17 protein-coding genes and 1 pseudogene are annotated in these 20062 nt (G+C 43.8%); 8 read left to right on the forward strand and 10 right to left on the reverse strand.

What is annotated here, in order from left to right:
* Positions 1 to 410 precede the first annotated feature (410 nt).
* The 6 genes from H5715_RS11615 to H5715_RS11640 form a co-directional block, all read right to left on the reverse strand.
* Positions 411 to 677: an imm11 family protein gene (locus H5715_RS11615; protein WP_075187702.1), complete on the reverse strand. Its 267-nt coding sequence runs from the start codon at positions 675 to 677 to the stop codon at positions 411 to 413.
* A gap of 25 nt (positions 678 to 702) precedes the next feature.
* Positions 703 to 888, reverse strand: coding sequence for a hypothetical protein (locus H5715_RS11620; protein ID WP_139309921.1), 186 nt, complete (start codon positions 886 to 888; stop codon positions 703 to 705).
* Positions 889 to 989: 101 nt separating this feature from the next.
* On the reverse strand, positions 990 to 1826 hold the full coding sequence (locus H5715_RS11625) for an AHH domain-containing protein (protein ID WP_175574335.1): 837 nt from the start codon (positions 1824 to 1826) through the stop codon (positions 990 to 992).
* Positions 1827 to 1962: 136 nt separating this feature from the next.
* Positions 1963 to 2313 (reverse strand): hypothetical protein, encoded by a 351-nt coding sequence (locus tag H5715_RS11630; protein ID WP_075187705.1) that lies wholly within the window; start codon positions 2311 to 2313, stop codon positions 1963 to 1965.
* A gap of 9 nt (positions 2314 to 2322) precedes the next feature.
* Positions 2323 to 2505 carry a hypothetical protein gene (locus H5715_RS11635; RefSeq protein ID WP_075187706.1) on the reverse strand — a complete coding sequence of 61 codons (183 nt, stop codon included), beginning with the start codon at positions 2503 to 2505 and terminating at the stop codon, positions 2323 to 2325.
* A gap of 918 nt (positions 2506 to 3423) precedes the next feature.
* The gene (locus tag H5715_RS11640) at positions 3424 to 3648 is read right to left on the reverse strand and encodes a transposase (RefSeq protein WP_075187707.1); all 225 of its coding nucleotides are present in this window, start codon (positions 3646 to 3648) and stop codon (positions 3424 to 3426) included.
* Positions 3649 to 4132: 484 nt separating this feature from the next.
* On the opposite strand from H5715_RS11640, the gene H5715_RS11645 reads away from it, so the two are divergent.
* The 5 genes and pseudogenes from H5715_RS11645 to H5715_RS11660 all read left to right on the forward strand — a co-directional run bounded on the left by H5715_RS11645 (position 4133) and on the right by H5715_RS11660 (position 6913).
* Positions 4133 to 4612, forward strand: a complete 480-nt coding sequence (locus H5715_RS11645; RefSeq protein WP_075187708.1) for a nuclear transport factor 2 family protein — start codon at positions 4133 to 4135, stop codon at positions 4610 to 4612.
* 181 nt (positions 4613 to 4793) lie between these two features.
* Positions 4794 to 5216: pseudogene (locus H5715_RS20045) on the forward strand (nuclease-related domain-containing protein); the annotation flags it as partial.
* 117 nt (positions 5217 to 5333) lie between these two features.
* Complete coding sequence (locus H5715_RS20050; protein ID WP_281388212.1) at positions 5334 to 5570, forward strand: topoisomerase DNA-binding C4 zinc finger domain-containing protein; 237 nt, start codon at positions 5334 to 5336, stop codon at positions 5568 to 5570.
* Between the two features lie 345 nt (positions 5571 to 5915).
* Positions 5916 to 6227, forward strand: coding sequence for a lysozyme family protein (locus tag H5715_RS11655; protein WP_075187709.1), 312 nt, complete (start codon positions 5916 to 5918; stop codon positions 6225 to 6227).
* On the forward strand, positions 6224 to 6913 hold the full coding sequence (locus H5715_RS11660; protein WP_075187710.1) for a hypothetical protein: 690 nt from the start codon (positions 6224 to 6226) through the stop codon (positions 6911 to 6913). Before H5715_RS11655 ends, H5715_RS11660 begins: the two co-directional genes overlap by 4 nt.
* Before the next feature lie 428 nt (positions 6914 to 7341).
* Here H5715_RS11660 and H5715_RS11665 read toward each other — a convergent pair whose 3' ends face one another.
* On the reverse strand, positions 7342 to 9006 hold the full coding sequence (locus H5715_RS11665) for a putative transporter (RefSeq protein ID WP_075187711.1): 1665 nt from the start codon (positions 9004 to 9006) through the stop codon (positions 7342 to 7344).
* A gap of 978 nt (positions 9007 to 9984) precedes the next feature.
* On the opposite strand from H5715_RS11665, the gene H5715_RS11670 reads away from it, so the two are divergent.
* Positions 9985 to 10737: a PEP-CTERM sorting domain-containing protein gene (locus H5715_RS11670; RefSeq protein ID WP_075187712.1), complete on the forward strand. Its 753-nt coding sequence runs from the start codon at positions 9985 to 9987 to the stop codon at positions 10735 to 10737.
* Between the two features lie 113 nt (positions 10738 to 10850).
* On the opposite strand, the gene H5715_RS11675 is transcribed toward H5715_RS11670, so the two are convergent.
* Positions 10851 to 11921 carry an endonuclease/exonuclease/phosphatase family protein gene (locus H5715_RS11675; protein WP_075187713.1) on the reverse strand — a complete coding sequence of 357 codons (1071 nt, stop codon included), beginning with the start codon at positions 11919 to 11921 and terminating at the stop codon, positions 10851 to 10853.
* Positions 11922 to 12445: 524 nt separating this feature from the next.
* Here H5715_RS11675 and H5715_RS11680 point away from each other — a divergent pair.
* Positions 12446 to 13456, forward strand: a complete 1011-nt coding sequence (locus H5715_RS11680) for an Hpt domain-containing protein (protein ID WP_075187715.1) — start codon at positions 12446 to 12448, stop codon at positions 13454 to 13456.
* Positions 13457 to 14070: 614 nt separating this feature from the next.
* On the opposite strand, the gene H5715_RS11685 is transcribed toward H5715_RS11680, so the two are convergent.
* On the reverse strand, positions 14071 to 14979 hold the full coding sequence (locus H5715_RS11685) for a response regulator transcription factor (protein ID WP_075187716.1): 909 nt from the start codon (positions 14977 to 14979) through the stop codon (positions 14071 to 14073).
* Between the two features lies 1 nt (position 14980).
* Positions 14981 to 18346 carry a hybrid sensor histidine kinase/response regulator gene (locus tag H5715_RS11690; RefSeq protein ID WP_075187862.1) on the reverse strand — a complete coding sequence of 1122 codons (3366 nt, stop codon included), beginning with the start codon at positions 18344 to 18346 and terminating at the stop codon, positions 14981 to 14983.
* Between the two features lie 278 nt (positions 18347 to 18624).
* On the opposite strand from H5715_RS11690, the gene urtA reads away from it, so the two are divergent.
* Positions 18625 to 19908: an urea ABC transporter substrate-binding protein gene (gene urtA, locus H5715_RS11695; protein WP_083608231.1), complete on the forward strand. Its 1284-nt coding sequence runs from the start codon at positions 18625 to 18627 to the stop codon at positions 19906 to 19908.
* The last annotated feature ends 154 nt before the right edge of the window (positions 19909 to 20062 follow it).

Below are 20062 nucleotides of genomic sequence, written 5' to 3' on the forward strand. Positions count from 1 at the left end.
TTCCCTTGCGCTCGATCTGTAGCCTGCCCGCGCCAACAATAATCAAATAGCAGCGGGAAGAAAATTGATAAGTTCAGCTCAGCCAAAGCGCTCGCCTGAATTAGCCTGCTTATTAGCGTTTTAACCGTTTTGGGCTGCAGCTCCTACGGTAGCGGAGAAGTTATCGTAACGGGTATACTCTCCCGCCTCACCACAGTATTTGATGTTGAAAAGGTCTATCGAAAAACTGACAGGGATAAATTAAATTCCGCCATTAAAGACATTACTATCCACTTGAAATCTCGTGGAGAAAGCACAGGAACTTCCAGAAGGTGCATCCAAAAAACCATTGCCTATAACATTCAAAAAGGTGTCGTAAAACAAGGCGGCTGTGACACACGTATTTAAGCGTATTCACTCGGATGAACAAACTACATATTATTATATTTATCTAGCCCTTCTATATACTCTTTCAACTCCTGTGATACCACGATGGAAGACATTTCCCGATAAGGTCGAAACAGATGATGACCTGCCGCTTTACTTTCGTTTATCACAATATCGTCAAACAATAAGGCCACTTCCGGAGGGGAGTTTTCATTCAGATTAGACGCCTGCATATCAAAAACGTCTAACAAACCGATAATGTTACACAGCTTGTAATTCGTCCATACCTTGCCCGACGTTCCATCGATCAAGTGACATCCATAGGCATCGATATTGTCAATACCAAAATTGAAAAATCAGCAACAATTCATCACTAATTAAAAGCGGCGATTCAAACAATTCTGGCATCACATCTTCTGGGTACCGCAAGTCAACCAGAATAGGCTCTTCCACTTGCTCGGTACGCAATTTCGCACCGTCAATAAAATCCCCCCAAGAAAGACCATTATTCTGCTTTCTCATTGAGGCGTCACATAGTTGATATGTGGCCACCTGGTCTTTCCATCAAAAAAAAAGTGTGTCATCATTTCTCAAAATAATAGCCATCAAATAAACTATTTTTGTTATTCTGCGGGATGTTCATTCCGCATGCGATTTACCGTCTTTGGGTCGTTAGCTAAGAACTTCTTGTACTCTGTACACCACGAAGAAGTAACGATATCCTTTTCCCATTTTTTAACATCACTAGTTAAGTGCCTTAACAACCAGCGTGATATCGCATTCAAGCGAGCATTTAAATGATAAACCGGCGCGCTAGGGCTTTCCCCTTCACCGCAAAAGGGGCATCCATCTTTCATTTTCCCCATCAGCTTATCTAAGTCATCTAATACTTTTTTAACAGTTGTCGAATAAGGCTTTCTATGCGAATCATGAAACTGTCTTCCGCTGTCATACATAGCTAAAAATGCGTAAGATTTTTTGAATTCCTCATCCATACCACCCCAACCTTTAACTGCATAATTACTGACGAGCCATGCTCCATTGTTTGCACTATTCACGTTATAGCCAATATTGTCTTTGTCATCTCCATCATCGACAGGGCCTAATTTTTTGTTTTCATAAAGTATACTGGCCCCCAAACTATCGTTACCCGGTATTAAATGGTGAGCGCCGTACAGTACCGGAATGGTACCGGCCTCAAACACTTCTTTATGCCAGGTTCTAGCCTCGGCACGCGCAAAAGACATGGTGTCGAAGGGCGCCTTCTCACCCTTTTCAACGGGTTTGTTCACATCCAACTCTTCAGCCCGAGGCTTTGTTTTCTTTGATTCGTCAGGGGTAATTGGCCGAGTATATGTGGTGAATCCAGATAAGTTTTTCGCAAGTGTCCCTGAATGATTATCGGAACTGTTGCCCGCTGACGCAGCTTCGTCGTAATCGGCAGCCAGAAAGTTTTTCATATAGACGGATTCCTCCGTCTTACAAAACGGGCAATCATCGTCAGTGTGTGGCGCGGCCAAAGCCACTTTAACCATTTATCCAAGTTCCATAGAATCTCTCTTAATCGAACGACAATACAAAAAAACTGACGCTAAATCAGCTCTTCTGTATCTTATCATTGACAACATAAACAGCGGCAGGGCATCTCGAATCTGACGAGCAGTACAGTAATGTGTTGCCGACACTTCGACCTGCAATTAAACCTAATGCCAGGGGGCCATATGCCGCACCGATATCGCCAAAAAAATCTGCCGGATGTTCGTAGCTTAGATCACTATCTAATGCACCATGATTGCGAGTACAGGCAACGCCATATTCTTTTGCCCAAAACTTTCCGCCATTCATACTAGAATAGATAGTGCTAATCGGCAAACCCGGACTATGCAGAATAGCTTGCTTAAAAGCCGCATCCAAGCCATCTCCCCGGTACACTTGATCGGTGTACATGCTTCCGGGCTATTCCCCGAAACCAGGCGCATATAATTTTAACCCTTCGTTAACACCACATTCCGCTTCGAATTTTTCATTGACCAATAAAACAAAGGCGGACGCTTCACCTGGTGCATAAGCGTCCGAAACATAGGCAGAACTGATACGTCTATCTCTGTCAAAGCTAGCGATATTCTGAAGTGCAAACATACTCGTATCCACGCCTCCAACTATGGAAAAAGGAGCGCCTGTTGACTCAAAATAACGGCACGCCACTTCCAAAGCATGAAGACATCCAGCTCGTCCAGTCGCGAAAATCCGACTATTGCCAATATCCAATGGCGCATCACTTTAGGTTTTTATGTGATGGATTATATTCTGAAAATTCTCAGATTTAACTTCGGGCAAGGACTCGGGGCAAGCCATAAATAGGGGAAAAAGCTTATCTTGCGAATAATGTTGCAGGCATTGAATTAGGGAAACATGCGCTAATTGAATCATTCGCCTGTATCGCTCAGACAAGTTGGGAAGCGCTTAAATATCGCTATTCAAGGGCGGTAACGATCCCTCTGGGACCCATGCGGCGTTCATAGGATTTAATTTTTATTAATGTATATGGTTTCGCAGTAGGCGTTAACCCCACAATTGACAGCAGCCACATTCATTTCTGTGTCTCCACCTACGGCAGAGATCATTCCCGAAGAAATCATACGAGCTTTGTGCACGCTATTCATTACACCGAAAGATCCTATATATTGTTGATGCAATTTATTTTTTGTTTGCTAGTTCAACGAGAGTCAAATCTAGTGAAAAGTAATCAATATTCCCGGTTTTAACGGGATCTTTGTATCAGGACGCACCTGCAAGCCCCCTGGCGCCGTGGTGCATGAATTTTAACAAACTTAACATCGAAATATTAATCATCTATCACAAAGCTGCATAAAATGGGTGTGATCACCTACAGATTAGTCTTCATCCAACGCTTCAATAAGCTCTCTTCCAAAAAAGCATAGAGCCGCTCCTACCGACAAAGCTACAATTAGTTTAATAGCCGCGCAGAATACGAAGTCACTAAAAAAAGCCCTTTAGGTGGTTTCTAATTTCTAGATCAAGCAAAGGCGAGCCCCACTACACCAAAAAAGTGATTGCCATTATGAAATCACTATTGTTTGTCATCTTTTTTGGGCTTAGCGCGTGCTCCGCGATAAAGCAAAGTGCGCAATCCAGTGCTATCCCCGTTTCACCAATGTCGAGACTGCCGCATGCTTCAGCATAGCTATAGTCATGTTCAAGCATTAGGTCGGCAGCCTCAGCTTTAAATTCTGGAGTAAAAGTTCTGTGTTTTTTGGTCATTTGACACCTCTGTTACGGTGGCAATTTTACCACCTAAATTGGTCTCCGGGTTTATTAGACCACTACATCAACACTCCAAGACCCTCGCCTTCCGCCCAGAACGAGAAACAGGATCTACTCCGCTTAATCCAACCAGCTTTACAAACCCGGGCTGCGCTTCCCAGGGCATTGGCTGTCATATTGCGAATGGGCCTGCTATGCAGCCGGGTACGAATAGGTGAGCGAAGAGCCAACTCAATTGCCACGGGTGTGCCATCACCCTGTTTGGATGGGTCAGAAGCCTGTTCGACAGACCAGGGGCTGTGTTACTCGCTTATGGTAGCGGGTTGTATTATCGTCAATGGGCTTGCGCCTGTCGCTGGGAGTAAATGCTTTTAACCTGGTCGGCGATTTGGCCCGATACCGGAATTGATTCGATGCCGGGCTCCGGCAACTTATTCGGGGCAGTGCCCATCAACACAGAATATTGACGAAAGGAGGAGCAATGAAGCAGCTATTGAGAGGGCTCGTGACCACCATCGGTATCGCGCTTTTGTGCAGTTGTGTTGTAGTGATGGGACCGGAGAAGATCAACGACCACGTGCTTAACCACGAAAACGAAAATCATATCGACGACCAAAAGGGCATTACCGAGGCTGTTCTGAATTATGTTGAAGGGTGGTATTCCAGCGATGCAGGGCGGATGGAAAGCGCTTTATCGATGCATCTTGCCAAACGCAGAATTACGCCCGACGAACAACTTATAAGTGTGTCGAAAGAATGGATGGTAAAAGAGACGGGCGATGGGAGAGGTCGAATTCCACATCCCGACCGGGGGCGTAAAGAAATTACGATTCTCGCGCAAACAGACACCATTGCCAGTGTGGTGCTACTCTCTGATGAATTTGTGGACTACCTTCATCTTGTCAAAGCCGGAGGTTCCTGGAAAATTGCCAATGCACTGTGGGATTACCCTTCAAAATAACAACATTCTCTAACTGGGGCGTGGGGCTATAGGTGCGGCTGATTATGGCTTGCGCCAGACGGCGCTTCGCATATCGGCCCTACCACGCTACAGGTCACTTGATAAACACCCGAGTCCAATTTTGTGCCTGGCGATATCCTCTAAACACTAACGGGGAATAGCCCGCAGCGAAACTCAATCTATGAACTACAGCCCTATCATCAATACAGCCCTAAGCGCCTTATGGTGGCGAATACCCGCCGCCGTTATAATCGGCATTATCAAATCGCCCTGGTTCAAACGCCTGTTAGGTGAGGCACCTGTCAAGCTCACCGCACAGCTTAGGCTGCCGGCTGACACGTATAGCCCGATTCACAATGTGACCTTGCCCACCGCAGACGGCACCACACAGATCGACCATATTTTCGTCTCTCGCTTTGGTATTGTTGTGGTTGAAACAAAAAACATGAAGGGTTGGATATTCGGTGGCGAAAGGCAGGCGTAGTGGAGGCAGAAAATATTCAAGAAGTCTTTTAAATTTCAAAACCCGCTGAGACAAAACTTTAAATATGTAAAGGCACTTGAAGCAGCACTGGATGTTCCAGAGGGCACGATACATTCGGTGGTGGTATTTACTGGCGATAGCACCTTTAAAAGTTCGATACCCGCAAACGTGACCGGTATCGGCGGCTACATTAGCCACATAAAATCCTTTCAAGAGCCGGCATTGTCGGAAGAATACATGTCTGCCGCTGTCACCAGGATTCAGTCCGGTCGCCTTAAGCCTTCACTAAAAACCAAACGCCAACATCTTCAAAATTTAAAAATCCGTTCCGGTACCACGGCAGCAAGAACGTGCCCAAAATGTGGACGCGGTATGATTTTACGTACGAGCAAACGCGGTTCAAATATTGGCAAACAGTTTTGGGGATGTACGGCGTTTCCCAAATGCCGGGCGATACAAAGCATCACCGAATAAATTTATTTTCTCAGGTTTGCTGGCTCGCTTGCCAATCCTAGCCATATACATTCCACTTATGGGAACGCCAATATTGCATTAGCTATACGCATAGTACACCGACCATTTGGGCATAAAAAAAGCCTTTAAACCCAATCCAAGGCGGAATAACATCCTACTCCACAATTTCGCCGCTTTTCTCCACGCGGAGCTGATTACGACGATGTTCCCTCTAGTTTATTAGGCACAATGCATGTGTTAAAGTGAATAAAAGCACGGCAAGCACACTACCAAAAGCAATAATATTAATTCGAGATAGATCACTATCAACGTCGTGCATATAAAAATAACAAATAGGAGCCGCCAATGCCCGACAACATCGATTATAAATTCCTTAACGATCCAGAAGGTGGAGGCAAAAGGAAAGCGTATATCCCGGCGGCTAACGTAAGAAAAAAAAACACTGTAACCATTACAACCCCAGCAGAGCCACAAACGGTAGCCGCTTCTGTTTCTTTCCCGTATGACGTTAATCTCGATGGTGCCACACAAAAATTATGGAAGGTGGTATCGGAACCAGATTGGAAACAAGTACTTAAAGTACTCAATACCTTTGGAGATTCTTACCCTATAAGCCGGGTAAAAAAGGCTGGCCTGCTGGAGAACATTGGAAAATGAAAGCACAGATTATTCTAGCTAGTGCACTGTTAAACCTATTCAACACCGGCTGCACTACCACGAACACAAACCAGGAAGCGTCGATCATTCTCAATAGCACCAAGCAAGCCTGCGCAGCACCTGAAGCTACCTTTACAAAAATACGAAACCCCATTTTATTTACGTCTGGCGAACAGGCAAACACCTGTTTAAGCTACTTCGATCTGAAGCAAAGCAGCGAAATAGACGAAGATGTTAATAACATGATAGCGGCACAGGATTATGTTATTTGCGACACCGTAAAGGCCGTTCAACACGCAAGTAAAAACCGTTTTGAATCCAGCGGTATAAATACCGCCGGTGCACATATGGCCGAACGCATTGTGCTGGATAGTTTTCCCTCCTCACTCTTCCAAAGAACCGACGCAGACCACAAAACCGAAAAGCAAATATTTGGTTCGAACCTGAATATTGGACGCTATTCGGTAGTGGCCGACACACCTGAGTGGCACTACGGACTTCAACTTCATGCCGTTCTCGACATAAATGGCGACGGGTTGGAAGACTGGATTATATGGCTAACCGATAGAGCCAAAAACGGAGACTACTCTGTGGTAGCCGGTTTCTATGTTATTTCTGTTGCGAACAAAGGGCCGTTAAAAATGATGCCACTACGAAAGCTATCCGCTCTTCTGGCCGTAAACTAACGCTCAGCTACTCGCCCTCGGCACACCCCGCTAGGGGGCGATATCCCTAGAACCCCTAGCAGAAGCGGAGCCAAAGCTGGCGATTGAACCGCCTAATCCGCTTTCTGCCGAGGTGGTATTCGCCCTTGGCGTTTTTAATCATCACGGCTTTGACGATATATTGCTACGGCTAGATTGGAAAATAACCGCAACCTTCGGCAAAGGCTTCGACCGGTTTACAACCAGTAAAACACCTCCCCTGCAGTGAACCACCATTCTCTCGCGCACAACCACGCTACCTATTCATGGCACTAGCGCTAAGGCAGGCGTTCCTACCAACGGGTCGATAACGGTGGAGTATATAAACCGAGCACAAAACGAGATCAATCGAAAAAAGGTGGGAAAAGAGAGCCCCCGCCCGCCGGGGCGGAAGCTCGCGAGATGGGAGGTTACACGGCGACCCAAAGTAGAACCGCAATTAGCTGAGGGGATAAAATTCTTAGGCACATTACCAACGGGTAAACTGTCGCATACGCCAGAGCCGAGGCGCCGCTGGTAGAATGAATGGCGTTAGCAAACGCAAGCGCTGGGGGATCCGTCATGGACCCAGCCATAAGGCCGCAAATAGTCAGGTAGTTCACCTTCATAAACCAGCGCGCGATCAGGCCAATGACAAGCAGCGGTAAAAGCGTTATTACCGCCCCGTAAGCCATCCAACTGAGCCCATCTCCCTTTACCAGAGTCTCGACGAAGTGCGCACCGGAGTTAACGCCCACCACCGCCAGAAATAACACGATGCCAATTTCGCGTAAAGCAAGGTTAGCACTCGGCGGCATAAACCAATAAACACGACCGATACTACCTATTCTCGCCAGAATAATAGCAACAATAAGCGGCCCACCAGCCAGGCCCAATTTCAACGGCGCAGGAAGGCCTGAAATGTGAATTGGAATCGAACCTAGCACTACGCCCAAGCCGATGCCGACAAAGATGGGCAGCATCTGTACGTGATCCAGCTTGCTAAATACATTCCCGAATAGCTTGCTGACTTTTTCTATATCGGTGGCATCACCAACAATATTGAGAATATCCCCAAATTGCAGAACCGAGTCTTTGTTGGCTACCAGCTCCACGCCCGCACGGTTTTGCCGTGAGATAACGACATTGTACTTATGCTTGAAATCCAGCTCAGATAACTTCTTACCCAACAATTCCTCATTGGTTACGACAACACGATCGCTGCGAAAACCCGTACCCTTTGTCGTTAGCGTATCAGACACTTCTTTGCCAATAATGGTAACTGCCTTACTTAGCTCAGCTTTATTTGGCGCAACGATGCGGATGATATCCCCTTCGTTAAGGATAGTGTCTAACATGGGAACACGTAACTCCCCCCCTGACTTTAGACGTGAACAGACGATGTCCTCGCCGATGAGATCAATCAGCTCGGAAAGAGGGAAGCCGGTGAGATTCTTGTTTTCGATAAGTACATTAGCATAAACAATTGTAGATTTGCGTCCACTGCTGGCGCGGTCAAATTGCTCACATTCATCATCAACATTAATTCGAAACAGAATGCGCACAATCCACATGCTGAGCAGAATGCCCAGAATACCGAAGGGATATGCCATAGCATAGCCCAACCCCAGTGTAGACGTCGCCCCTGCCCCCATACCCAGTTCGGAGAGAATCTGCTGGCCCGCCGCCAACGAAGGTGTATTAGTGACGGCGCCAGAGTAAATGCCCAAAAATACGTTTAGGGGGAGATCGAAAAGAAAATGTATAGCGACCGCACATAACCCCCCAAGGATAACAATGCCTGCTGCCAGGGCATTCAGGCGCAACCCGCTACTTTTCAGTGAAGCAAAGAAACCAGGGCCTACCTGAATTCCAATGGTATAAACAAAGAGGATAAGGCCAAACTCTTTAATAAAATGAAGTGCATGATTTTCCAAATGCCAGTCATATTGAGCAATAAAATGCCCAACGAATAAACCTCCGAATAAAACCCCACCTATTCCCAGGCCTACTCCCTTAATTTTAAAACTACCTAACCACAAGCCAATAATGGCTACTACAGATAAAACCAGTATTGATAAAGCGATTTCGCTCATTGAATGAAACCCCAAAGTTACGAATGAAAGCAACGCGCGCAGGCATCGCCATTTTTGGTAATTTCATTATATAGCAATATTTGTCAGACCTGTTGATGTGTAGTAAGAAGCGACAAATGACATTTGCCCCGGTATTAGAAGCATGGAGAAGCAAAATATAAGCATGGGATCGAGCGGTTCCCACATACTACGGAAGCTGGACGGATAGCAAAAAAGCAACGGTTCCTAGCCGATACCACCAGAGAGCTGTAGCTAGCCACATATCCCTTCCCTTATTACAGCTGCTAAAAACGCGAGTACAGTGCGCAGCCATTGGCTGCCCACACTCGGAACACACTAATAAAAAAATTTATCGATAACTTACCCGCCCTCGTCAACCCTAACCCATCCGCAAGAAAGGCACTTAAGCACAGCCTTCGGCAAAGGCTTCGACCGGATTATAGCCAGGAAAACATCTCCAGCAGCCTCGCACTACTATGTCGCGCTCTTAACAACAACGCCATCCTCTGAGACAACTATGCCACCTATGCGCGCACCAACCTTAATATACTGCATCCAGCCAACGGCTAGTTATCGTTAAAAAAAAACCGTAATCAATTATGAATAGTCATAGCCTTGTCACGAACATGAGAGTTGATTTCGATATTCCACATTAATTTTTTATTTCTACGAAACTTTTTATTTAAAAAAAAATACATTCCCACACATACTCAAGGGATTAAAGTGCGTCGAATAAATTTACTACGATGTGATTTTTTAAAACAAAATATAAAAAAATATGTAATTAATCTAATTAAATTAGCGGCGTAGATCGTATGGCTCGAGATTTGCTTTTCTTTTTCCCTGCCAATTAATCTGTGTAGAACACACAAACTATGCGAATTGGCGCGACAGCGAAGCGTGTTTAAATCTGCTGTAAAAATACTTAGGTAGGAATGTAAGTGAATACGTATCTTTAAACAATTCAGGAGCTTTAAAATGAAGCAACAATTAATTTGTTCGGTAGTATTGGTATTACTCGCAGCGGCTAACCCTGCTAACGCGCTGTATATTGGTGCGAGTGATGGGAGCCTCTACGAGCTGGATGTATCAACTAATTCGAAAACACTTATCGGCAACACCGGCACCATGCTGGATATCGCGTTAAACCCTATCACCAATACCCTTTATGGTGTTCGTAGTGACAGCCTGTATATGATCGACACTGCAACAGCCAGCACAACACTCGTGGGCGGGTCGCTAAGTATGAACGGCCTTACATTTGATAGTGCCGGAACCCTCTACGGTAGTGGCGGCTCGAACCTTTATACAATTGATATCACCACTGGCAGTTCCAGTCTGGTGGGGTTCACCGGTTTTACCTCATCCGGTGATATCGCTTTTGACGATGCGGGCAACCTTTTTCTCTCTGCCACCGGCGGTTCAGGCAGCGATCAACTGGTATCTCTAGACGCGGGTACCGGTGCGGGAACGGCTTTGGGTAGCTTTGGTTTTTCTGCGGTATACGGTTTAAACTTTTCAGATTCAACTCTGTACGGGTTCACTCTCGCAGGTCAAACGCTATCTATAGACACTTCAAGCGGTGCAGCTACCTATTTAGCGTCGAACGGAATCGGCGCTTTCGGCGCTGATGGTGCAGGTGGTGTTGTTGATGTACCAGAACCCGCCAGCATTGCGATGCTTGGACTCGGCCTTGTGGCCTTAGGATTTTCGCGTCGCAGAAAGAACTAGTTAAATTTAGTTTCCATACGTTAATTCAATTGAAAGCCCGGGATCGTATTCCGGGCTTTTTTTGACCTCCGCGTATAGTGTCCACGCCCACGTTGAACAGAATGCTTTCATCTCTAATTGGTTTTTAGCTCAACCCAAATAGGACGGTGATCAGAAATATAGTGCCTTAGATAGGCGTTAAACGCTTTCACGGTTTTTGCATGCGTTCTTGTTTCTGCCAACCGATCCCAATTGTTACGAAAAATAGCCGCATCAAAATCAAATACTCCATAGTTCTCAATACGGTTTTTTAACGCAGTTGGCGCAAAGGCTATTTGATCATAGGTTTTATCGTTCCCCAGGTTTGATCCTCCAATACGGGAAAGGCTCTCGGTTCGCGCTACGCCGGTCTTGTCGTAAAGATCAACCGATGTCCAGGAAAATTCCTCGAGCGCTTTTATTGTTGCTTCGTTGAACTCCATATTTGGCACATTCATATCGCCAAGCAATATGATGTCTTTGTCCCATGCATTTCCGCCTGCACTTCTATCTTTGGCCCATTTTGCTAAGGCATAGATCTCTAAAACACGCCGGGCATATTTACGGCGATCGTCCTCTTTACTAGAATGCTGAAATTTACCGAAATATAAATGTACATTGGCAAGTACAAAATCGATCTTTCCGCTGGAAAAACTGCCAATAAACGGGTTGCGATCAAAGGGTGTATATTTCATCTTACTAAACGTTTGAGTTTTGTTTTGGCGGCGTTCACGATAATGGACTGTTACATTTCTACTGGGAAATTCTCGAGGACGAAGCGCGACTTCCCCAAAAAGCTTGCCGGGGGAAACCTTTTCGGTGTTAAACACATAAGCTAGACGCTCATCATTCCCAGCCGTATCGGACATAACAAAGTCGAACTTATCGCCCATGATATCGACGATCTTCATAAATTGCCGATAATCATCATTTACTTCTTGAACGGCGATAAGATCAAAACGTTTGAGGATATGAGCAATTATTTTTCGCGCACCATTAGTGCGGTTTTGCACACCCAAATTGGCAATATTCCAACTACCCAGCAACAGACGGTTGCGTTTTGACACTGGAACGTTGCGTTTTTCAAAATGAGCATTAAGTGCAGTAATCTCTGTCGAGCTGCGAATTCGTAAAGGGCGGCTTGGTTCTGCAAAAGGTATGGCCAAAGTGACTTCCTCTCATATTTTTATAATTGATCGAGCTATTATTCCAGACTCCTAGCGTACCATTTGCGGCCGCCAATCAATAGAAGCATATCTAACCAACGCGATGGAAAGCAAGGTCTACACAACGCCAAAACCCCGAAAGCACTCAATCTCGGTTGTAACTTATCAACTTAACTTATGGCAGGAGCCCCTAATTACGGGCAGGCATATTCTGCGTGAACAAAAAAATCTCATTCGCAAGGCGCAATTCGTCGTTAAAGGCCATCCATACCCCCTAAAGAATTTATTCATAACGGACCTGCCCTTGCTAGCCCTAACCAAGCAGCCTGTAATAGCCAGGTAAAAATAATTCTCTAGAGGCTTCTCGGTATTCAAAAGGTAAATTGTGTCACTTGTGAAGTTTGACGCCAGTCCCAGTTTCTGACCTTAATTTCAAAAAGGTTATGAGAAACGTGACCCGGTCACTTCTAGAAACCAATTTTCATCTATGATTGGCCAATTGTTCGGCGGTTTAGTCTTAAAGTATGAAAGTTGATCCAATTACCCTAAAAATGCTTCTGCAAAGCATGCACCACGGCACGGGGGAGATGCATGCTTTATTACGTGAACCCTTAGAAAAACAAACACTGCTGACCATGGCTCGAATTGCCCATAAGCTGAAAGGAGAGGCGGCAGTAGTTGGATTTAAAAAACTAAGCAACGCTATATCTCGCCTAGAAGATTCAATTGAACATTGCCAAGTTGAAACAAAATCTGGGCCAAACAAAACAGTCCTTATTCATCAACAATTGAAAAAACTATTTTACATTTATCAACAGATCGTTAAAAGTTCCCAATCACAAAGCGGTGCTCAGCAGCGCAAGACTTTAAAAGGCTCAAAGCAAACAAAAAAAACCGGAATTTCAGCGGCATTGAAAATACTTGCGCAAAACGTAAGCCGCAGCTGCGGAAAGCTTGTTACGCTCGACCTTGACCAATTCGATATTGCGAGGGTTCCTTCATCCTTACAAATGAAAATTCAAGATATTGTGATCCAGCTCATCCGCAATGCCATTACCCACGGCATTGAATCGCCACAGGCGCGCAGAACCAATAGGAAGAACCCCACAGGATCTGTAAAGGTTATTGTTAAATGTATTCACAATAAATTGGTGGTTGCCGTTCAAGATGACGGCGTCGGCATTGATCTTGAAGTTATTAGAAAGCGGCTGATTAACAAATATAATTTTCGAGTAGAAAAAACCGCGAAGCTTACCCCGAAGGCCTTGCTGGCATCACTATTTCTACCGGGGTTTTCAACCCTAACGAAAAAACAGGTTCACGCCGGGCGAGGCGTTGGGCTAGATCTAGTCAACACGCATGTCAATTCAATGGGAGGAAAAATAAATATTGACTACAGGAAAAACAAAGCAACCAAATTCACTATTCATATACCATTAGTTGTTTCTGTCAAAAAATTCGTAGTTCCTCTTCGAAACGCAAAAAACAAAATCGACCATAGTAAAATACCAACAGTTTATGCAAAGATTGGCTAAATTTTTTGCTGCACCTAGTCAGCACAGGTATGTTAACTCCCTCCTACATCGCCTTGAACAAGCAATTAAAATCAGGCTCTTAACACACACTGCAAATCAGTAACGCAACTATCGCCGACTTAATGGTAACATTGGCGAGCGAGACTAAGAGGCAGTAGATCGGCATATGTGAGTTTATGAACCACCAACAGAAACCCATTTCTCCTCTATAGGCTAGAAAGTGTTAAAATTTCTGATAATCAATTGAATTTCGGCGACTCAGAACGCAAGAAAAGTTAGACCGAAAAGTCCCTAGTTACCCCGCCAGAACTCTTTAAAGTCGATCTCTTCACTCATAGGTAGCTCTTTTATTACCTCCGAGCACTGCCCTGAGGACCTGCAAGTATTCAATTACAAGCAACCAGTACCGATTAATTTAAGCCCACACTTCCCCTAGCGGCTTACTGAAAAACGTAAGCGCCGCCAGAAGCGCAAGATAAATATGGGTGAGAAAGTGAATTTTTGTTCACTTTTTTAGCCCCGCTGGCAACCCAGATAAAGTTTCAACGGGCTACAGCGCTATAGTAAAGAGCAACAAATATCGACGACGGAGCGTGAATATTTCTATATACACTTTAGTAATGTCGCTTCTTTTGTAATGCGTCAATAGCCAGGCTTGCAGCGGAAGTTCTATTATCAACATTAAGTTTCTTAAATATTTGCTCAAGATGTTTATTAACCGTGCGCGGGCTCATTTCTAATATTTGGGCAATCTCTCTATTTGTTTTCCCCTTAGCTATCCAGACTAAAACTTCCGATTCGCGCTGGGTAACCGGAAATGTATCTTTCAATATATTTATAGGGTTAACTTTTTCTTCATCAATTAGCCGCAAAAGTATTTCATTTGTATTGGGGTTCCCCATATACACAACACTTAAGGTAAGCGTTGAGGTTTTCAATTCAAGTTTATTTCCTTCAACGGGCGAGCGAGACAACCATGATTTAATTTGAGAGGTAATAGTTATTTGCTTACTCGATTTTTCACTATTTGCCCGCTCAATAGTTTGCATAACGAATGATGTAGCCCATTGAACTGCGCCGGTTTCATCAACTGTAAATACATTCTGCCCAGCACTATCCAGGGCCTTTTCTGCATGTCGAGTTAATCTAGAGTTGGTTAAGTGCGTTTTCATCCTAGCGATAAGTTCGATCGGGTTTATCGGCTTTGTTAAATAATCTACGCCGCCGGCATTAAACCCCTTCAATATACTGTCGGTATCGGTGAGCCCGGTCATAAATATGATGGGTACAGAATGTAATTCAGAGTTCCGTTTTAATGCCATACACGTTTCAAAACCATCCATAACTGGCATTATTGCATCGAGCAGAATAATGTCAGGAACCATCTTTGAGCATATTGATAAGGCCTGCTTGCCATCTAGGGCGACCAACGTTGTCATACCTGCCGACTCTAGAGATTCGTTCAACATCCCAAGTGTTTCTGGTGAATCGTCGACAATCAGGATAAGTTCACCTGTAATCACTTTAAATTACCTTCGCTAATTTAATTACACTATCTAAGTTAACTTCATGAATATGCTGCTTTAGTTTAAGAACAAACATTTTATCCACGTCATCATTACTTTCCAGTTCATTTGAAATTTTCTTCAATTGTGTAAGATGACCGATTTCAGCGTACTCAATTATCGTCTGCAATATTTTACTGCTTGGATAGTTCTTGATCTCTGACACAATGAATTTTTTTTCCGAACTTATATTTTTCTGGGGGTTAAATTCCCATGACATACCCAATGAAGACCCGATTTTTTCGAGCAGAACTTCCAACTTAATGGGCTTATTCATAAAGTTTTCTATTTTAAGACCTCCTTCAATATTGGCTCCTTGGTTTGCGTTGGCTGAAATCATAATTATGGGTTTGCTAACGCCCCTCGCATTTAGTTTCTGCACCAATTCATTACCATCTATCCCTGGCATTATCTGATCAATAAGAAATAGATCTGGAGTACAACTGCTTAAAAACTCTAGGCACGATTCACCATTGTAAGCTTCAAAAACAATAAACCCCAAAGGCGTCAATAGATCACTTATTAAGCTGCGATGAGAAGCTTCGTCATCGACAATAATGACAGATTTCCGGGGGCCCTTATAACCGTAGATTTTGTTTGCTCTTGCCGCATCAACTTTAGGTTGCTCTACATGCGCGAGCATTAGCGAAAGCGTAAAGGTTGTTCCACCCCCAGGATTTTTCGTTACTTCAATATCGCCGCCCATTATGTCGGCAAGTATTTTTGTTATAGACAACCCCAATCCCGTACCAACAACATTTGGCATGCCTGGTCTTCTCACGCGTTCAAATGGACGAAATATTCTGTCAACTTCATCCTCTGGAACCCCGATTCCGGTGTCACAAATAGTGAATTTCGCGACCTGATTTTTATAGCGAAGGGAAATGGAAATATCACCTTCATCAGTAAACTTTATGGCGTTTGACAGTAAATTTATAAGGATCTGCCTAAGGCGCTTTTCGTCGCCCTGTACATATTGTGGTATATTGGTTAAACACTCGTAAGAAAAGTTTAACCCCTTGGCTTCAGCTTGAAGCCGAAACATATAGACTATTTGCTCTATAAATTTTTCCAAATAAATATGATCTCTATTGATTACGATACGTCCAGCTTCGATAGTTGAAATGTCTAATAGACCCTCAATAATATCCGCCAAATGCTCGCTACTACGACGGATAACAGATAATTGCTTTCGATATTTTGGCAAAATATCTTCATTAACCTCCAATAACTGAGCATACCCAAGCACAGAATTAAGCGGTGTACGTAACTCATGACTAATGCCGGTCAAATATCGACTTTTAGCATTATTCGCCGCTTCTGCAACTTCTTTAGCCTTTTGTAAAGCTTCATCAGTTTTGCCATGCGCATGAATTTCCTGCTGGAGCCTTTTCGTTTGGCGTTGAGATTCCTCTTGCGCTACGATACGACTTTCATGAGATAGTACAAATAACCAAGAAATCACACCACCAACTAACAAAAGAATGAAAAACACTTCCCATAGAGTTTGAGCGAGCAGCATTGTAGCGTCGGTATTTTGTAGCGATATTGTTGTATAAATCATCGCGAGGAAGCCGCCAGTAACACCCGCAATAATGCTCAATAGAAAAATGAAATGAATAAATCGAATATTTAGCACATTTTCTAAAACGCCAGGGAGATTTTTAACTCCCCATAGTTGAATTCTTTCACCTATTCGTGGGGTGTTTTTGCATGAATCTAAACAGCGTGCATCGAGGGAACAACATAGGGAGCAAATAGGTCCGTCATATGCCGGACAGATGGCTATATCTTCTTTCTCGTAGTGATTCTCACAAATACAACACTTTCTTACTCCCGTAATAGAAATAATATTATCGGGCTCTCTCGCTATGTAATAGCGACTTTTTGTGGCCAGAGCGATTATAGGCGCAAAAACTAGTGGGCAAGCGATAGTGATGAAATGCGCTAGAGCTTGGGGATATTCACCAAGCAAACCAAGATATGATATAACACCTATTATTGAAGATAGGATCATTGACCCTACTCCTACAGGATTTATGTCGTAAAGAAAGGCACGCTTAAATTCAATGTGAGCGGGACTAAGTCCCAATGGCTTATTAAGCACTAAATCTGCCACTATACTCCCGACCCAAGCAACGGCAATAATAGCGTAGATACTCAATATATTTTCAAAAGCTCGATAGACACCGAGCTCCATAAGCACCAGGGCGATCGATACATTAAAAACCAACCAAACCACTCGGCCAGGATGACTATGCGTTAAGCGCGAGAAAAAATTGGACCAAGCAATAGACCCAGCATAGGCATTGGTAACATTAATTTTGAGCTGAGAGATGATGACAAAAATTGCGGCGACTAAAATGCTAATGTTTGGGTTACTAAACACATATGAAAAAGCGACTTGATACATATGCGCAGGGTCTGAAGCATCAGCTGATCCCGTACCGTGCTTAATAGCCAAGAAAGCTAAAAATGAACCAGCTAATATCTTAATCATACCAATGATGATCCAACCAGGGCCAGCCGCAATCATAGATAGCCACCACCCCATACGATTATCGCGTTTCTTTTCTGGTAGAAACCTCAAAAAATCTACCTGCTCACCAATTTGAGCAACTAAAGAAAACATCACCGAAGCCGCTGCTCCAAATAGAAGAACGCTGGGACCGGTTGTTGTTTGAAGCGCACCGGTATATTCGCTCCATTCCGCCAGAGATACACTTTCGTGGCTCAAAATAAAGACAAAGGGAATAAGTTGCAACACGATCCAAAGAGGCTGTGTCCAAAACTGGAAGCGGCTAATGAAGGTAATACCAAAAAAAGCCAAAGGAATAACCACCAGCGAACTGATGATATAGCCAATAAACAATGGAATATCGACTAATAATTCTAGTGCTTTCGCCATAATTGCCGCTTCGAGGGCAAAAAATATAAATGTGAAGGAGGCATAAATAAGCGATGTTAAGGTCGAACCAATATAACCAAACCCAGCTCCTCGGGTGAGCAGGTCAATATCTACCCCATATTTTGCGGCGTAATAACATATAGGCAAGCCCGTTAAAAAAATAAGTAACCCAACAACCAACGTGGCTAGCAATGTGTTATCGAACCCATAGCTCAAAGTTACCGCACCGCCGATAGCCTCTAGAGCTAAGAATGAAATTGCCCCTAACGCCGTATTGGCGACACGAATAAACGACCAACGCCGAGAACCTTTGGCTGTAAACCTTAGCGCATAGTCCTCTAGAGTTTGGTTGTTGACCCACTGATTGTAGCTACGTCGTACTCTCGAAATTTGCTGCTTAGCATTTAAACTATCCATTTCGCATTGATACATCTCATGAATTGCCAGTATTAATTGATGAGTGACGTCACGCCCTCCCTTACGAATTCATCACTCATCAAGACCGTTAACCTACTGCAAGAAACGATCCTATGTTGATTTACACGATAACACACAAGATTGAATAGTTATCACATACCAATAGCTCAATACATACGTTATTTAACATAGGGGCGTGAGTTGATTGTCGAATATGGAATATGAGGGCAGAAGAAGAAAATAGCCTTGCACCTTTTCAATCATAGCGAGGAATTACAATGTTCATTAAAACTGCCTTAAACCATCGACAGGTTAAATCCCGGTTGATCAATGCATCGAGCATCCGTCCCTATAAATCTGCGTTTGGGAAAACCATTAGATTGTCTTCGTTATTGATCGCTGCCGCTTGCCTGTTACCCAATACCGTTATTGCGGCAAAAGATCTAGCCGTAACGGAAGATACAGTTACGGTAGGTATCCTACATTCACTTACCGGAACAATGGCTATCAGTGAGACAGGAGCTCAAGAAGCAGAAAAACTCGCGATCAAGCAAATTAATGATATGGGGGGAATATTAGGCCGACAAATTAAAATCATTCAGGAAGATGGCGCAAGCGACTGGCCAACATTTGCAGAAAAATCAAGAAAGCTTTTAGTGAAAGATAAGGTGGCTGCAGTGTTTGGATGCTGGACCTCCGCTTCCAGGAAAGCGGCGCTGCCTGTTTTTGAAAAAGAAAATGGACTTCTTTATTACCCAACATTTTATGAAGGGCTAGAACAATCCAAAAATGTTATCTATACCGGGCAAGAAGCAACACAACAAATTCTTGATGGTTTAAATTGGGTCGCAAAAGAGAAAAAAGCTAAAACCTATTACCTTATAGGCTCCGATTATATTTGGCCGAGAACTTCGATGAAAATTGCCCGCAAACATATTGAAAATGTTTTGGGGGGAAAGGTAGTCGGTGAAGAATATAAACCACTAGGTAACACTCAATTCGGTTCTGTAATTAACAAAATTAGATTGAAAAAACCAGATGTTATATACGCAGCCGTTGTCGGTGGTAGCAACGTAGCCTGGTTTAAACAGTTAAAAGCGGCCGGCATTACATCTAAAAAACAAACACTACTTACCATATCAGTAACGGAAGATGAAGTTTTAGGTATAGGCGGCGAAAATCTTGAAGGGTTTTACTCCATCATGAAGTACTTTCAAAGCCAGGATAACGCCAACAATAAGGCATTTGTAGCCGAATTCAAAAAAATGTGGGGAGATGACAGCGTAATTGGTGATGTAACGCAAGCTGCCTACCTTGGCCCGTGGTTATGGAAAGCTGCGGTAGAAAATGCAGGGACCTTCGATATAGATAAAGTCGTTGAGGCATCAGAAAAAGGTGACATCGAGCTGACTAACGCGCCAGAAGGCTACGTGAAGTTGCACAAAAACCATCACTTATGGAGCGTCGCTCGCGTAGGCCAATGGAATAAAGATGGCCAAGCCACAGTAGTTTATGAATCCAAACTGTTAGAACCAGATCCATTTCCAGCTGGCTATCAGTAATCCGATCTATGTATGAAACAGGGATGTTCATACACGACGCGTTTTGGATAATTAGTATTTAAGGAAAGTTATAACTTAACAAACACACTGAATAGTTTTATCACTAATTGGAACAGGGTTTTGGCAAAAGGAATTTATCGTTTTTTTAAAGATC

It is taken from the genome of Teredinibacter haidensis (assembly GCF_014211975.1).
Classification (GTDB): Bacteria; Pseudomonadota; Gammaproteobacteria; order Pseudomonadales; family Cellvibrionaceae; genus Teredinibacter; species Teredinibacter haidensis.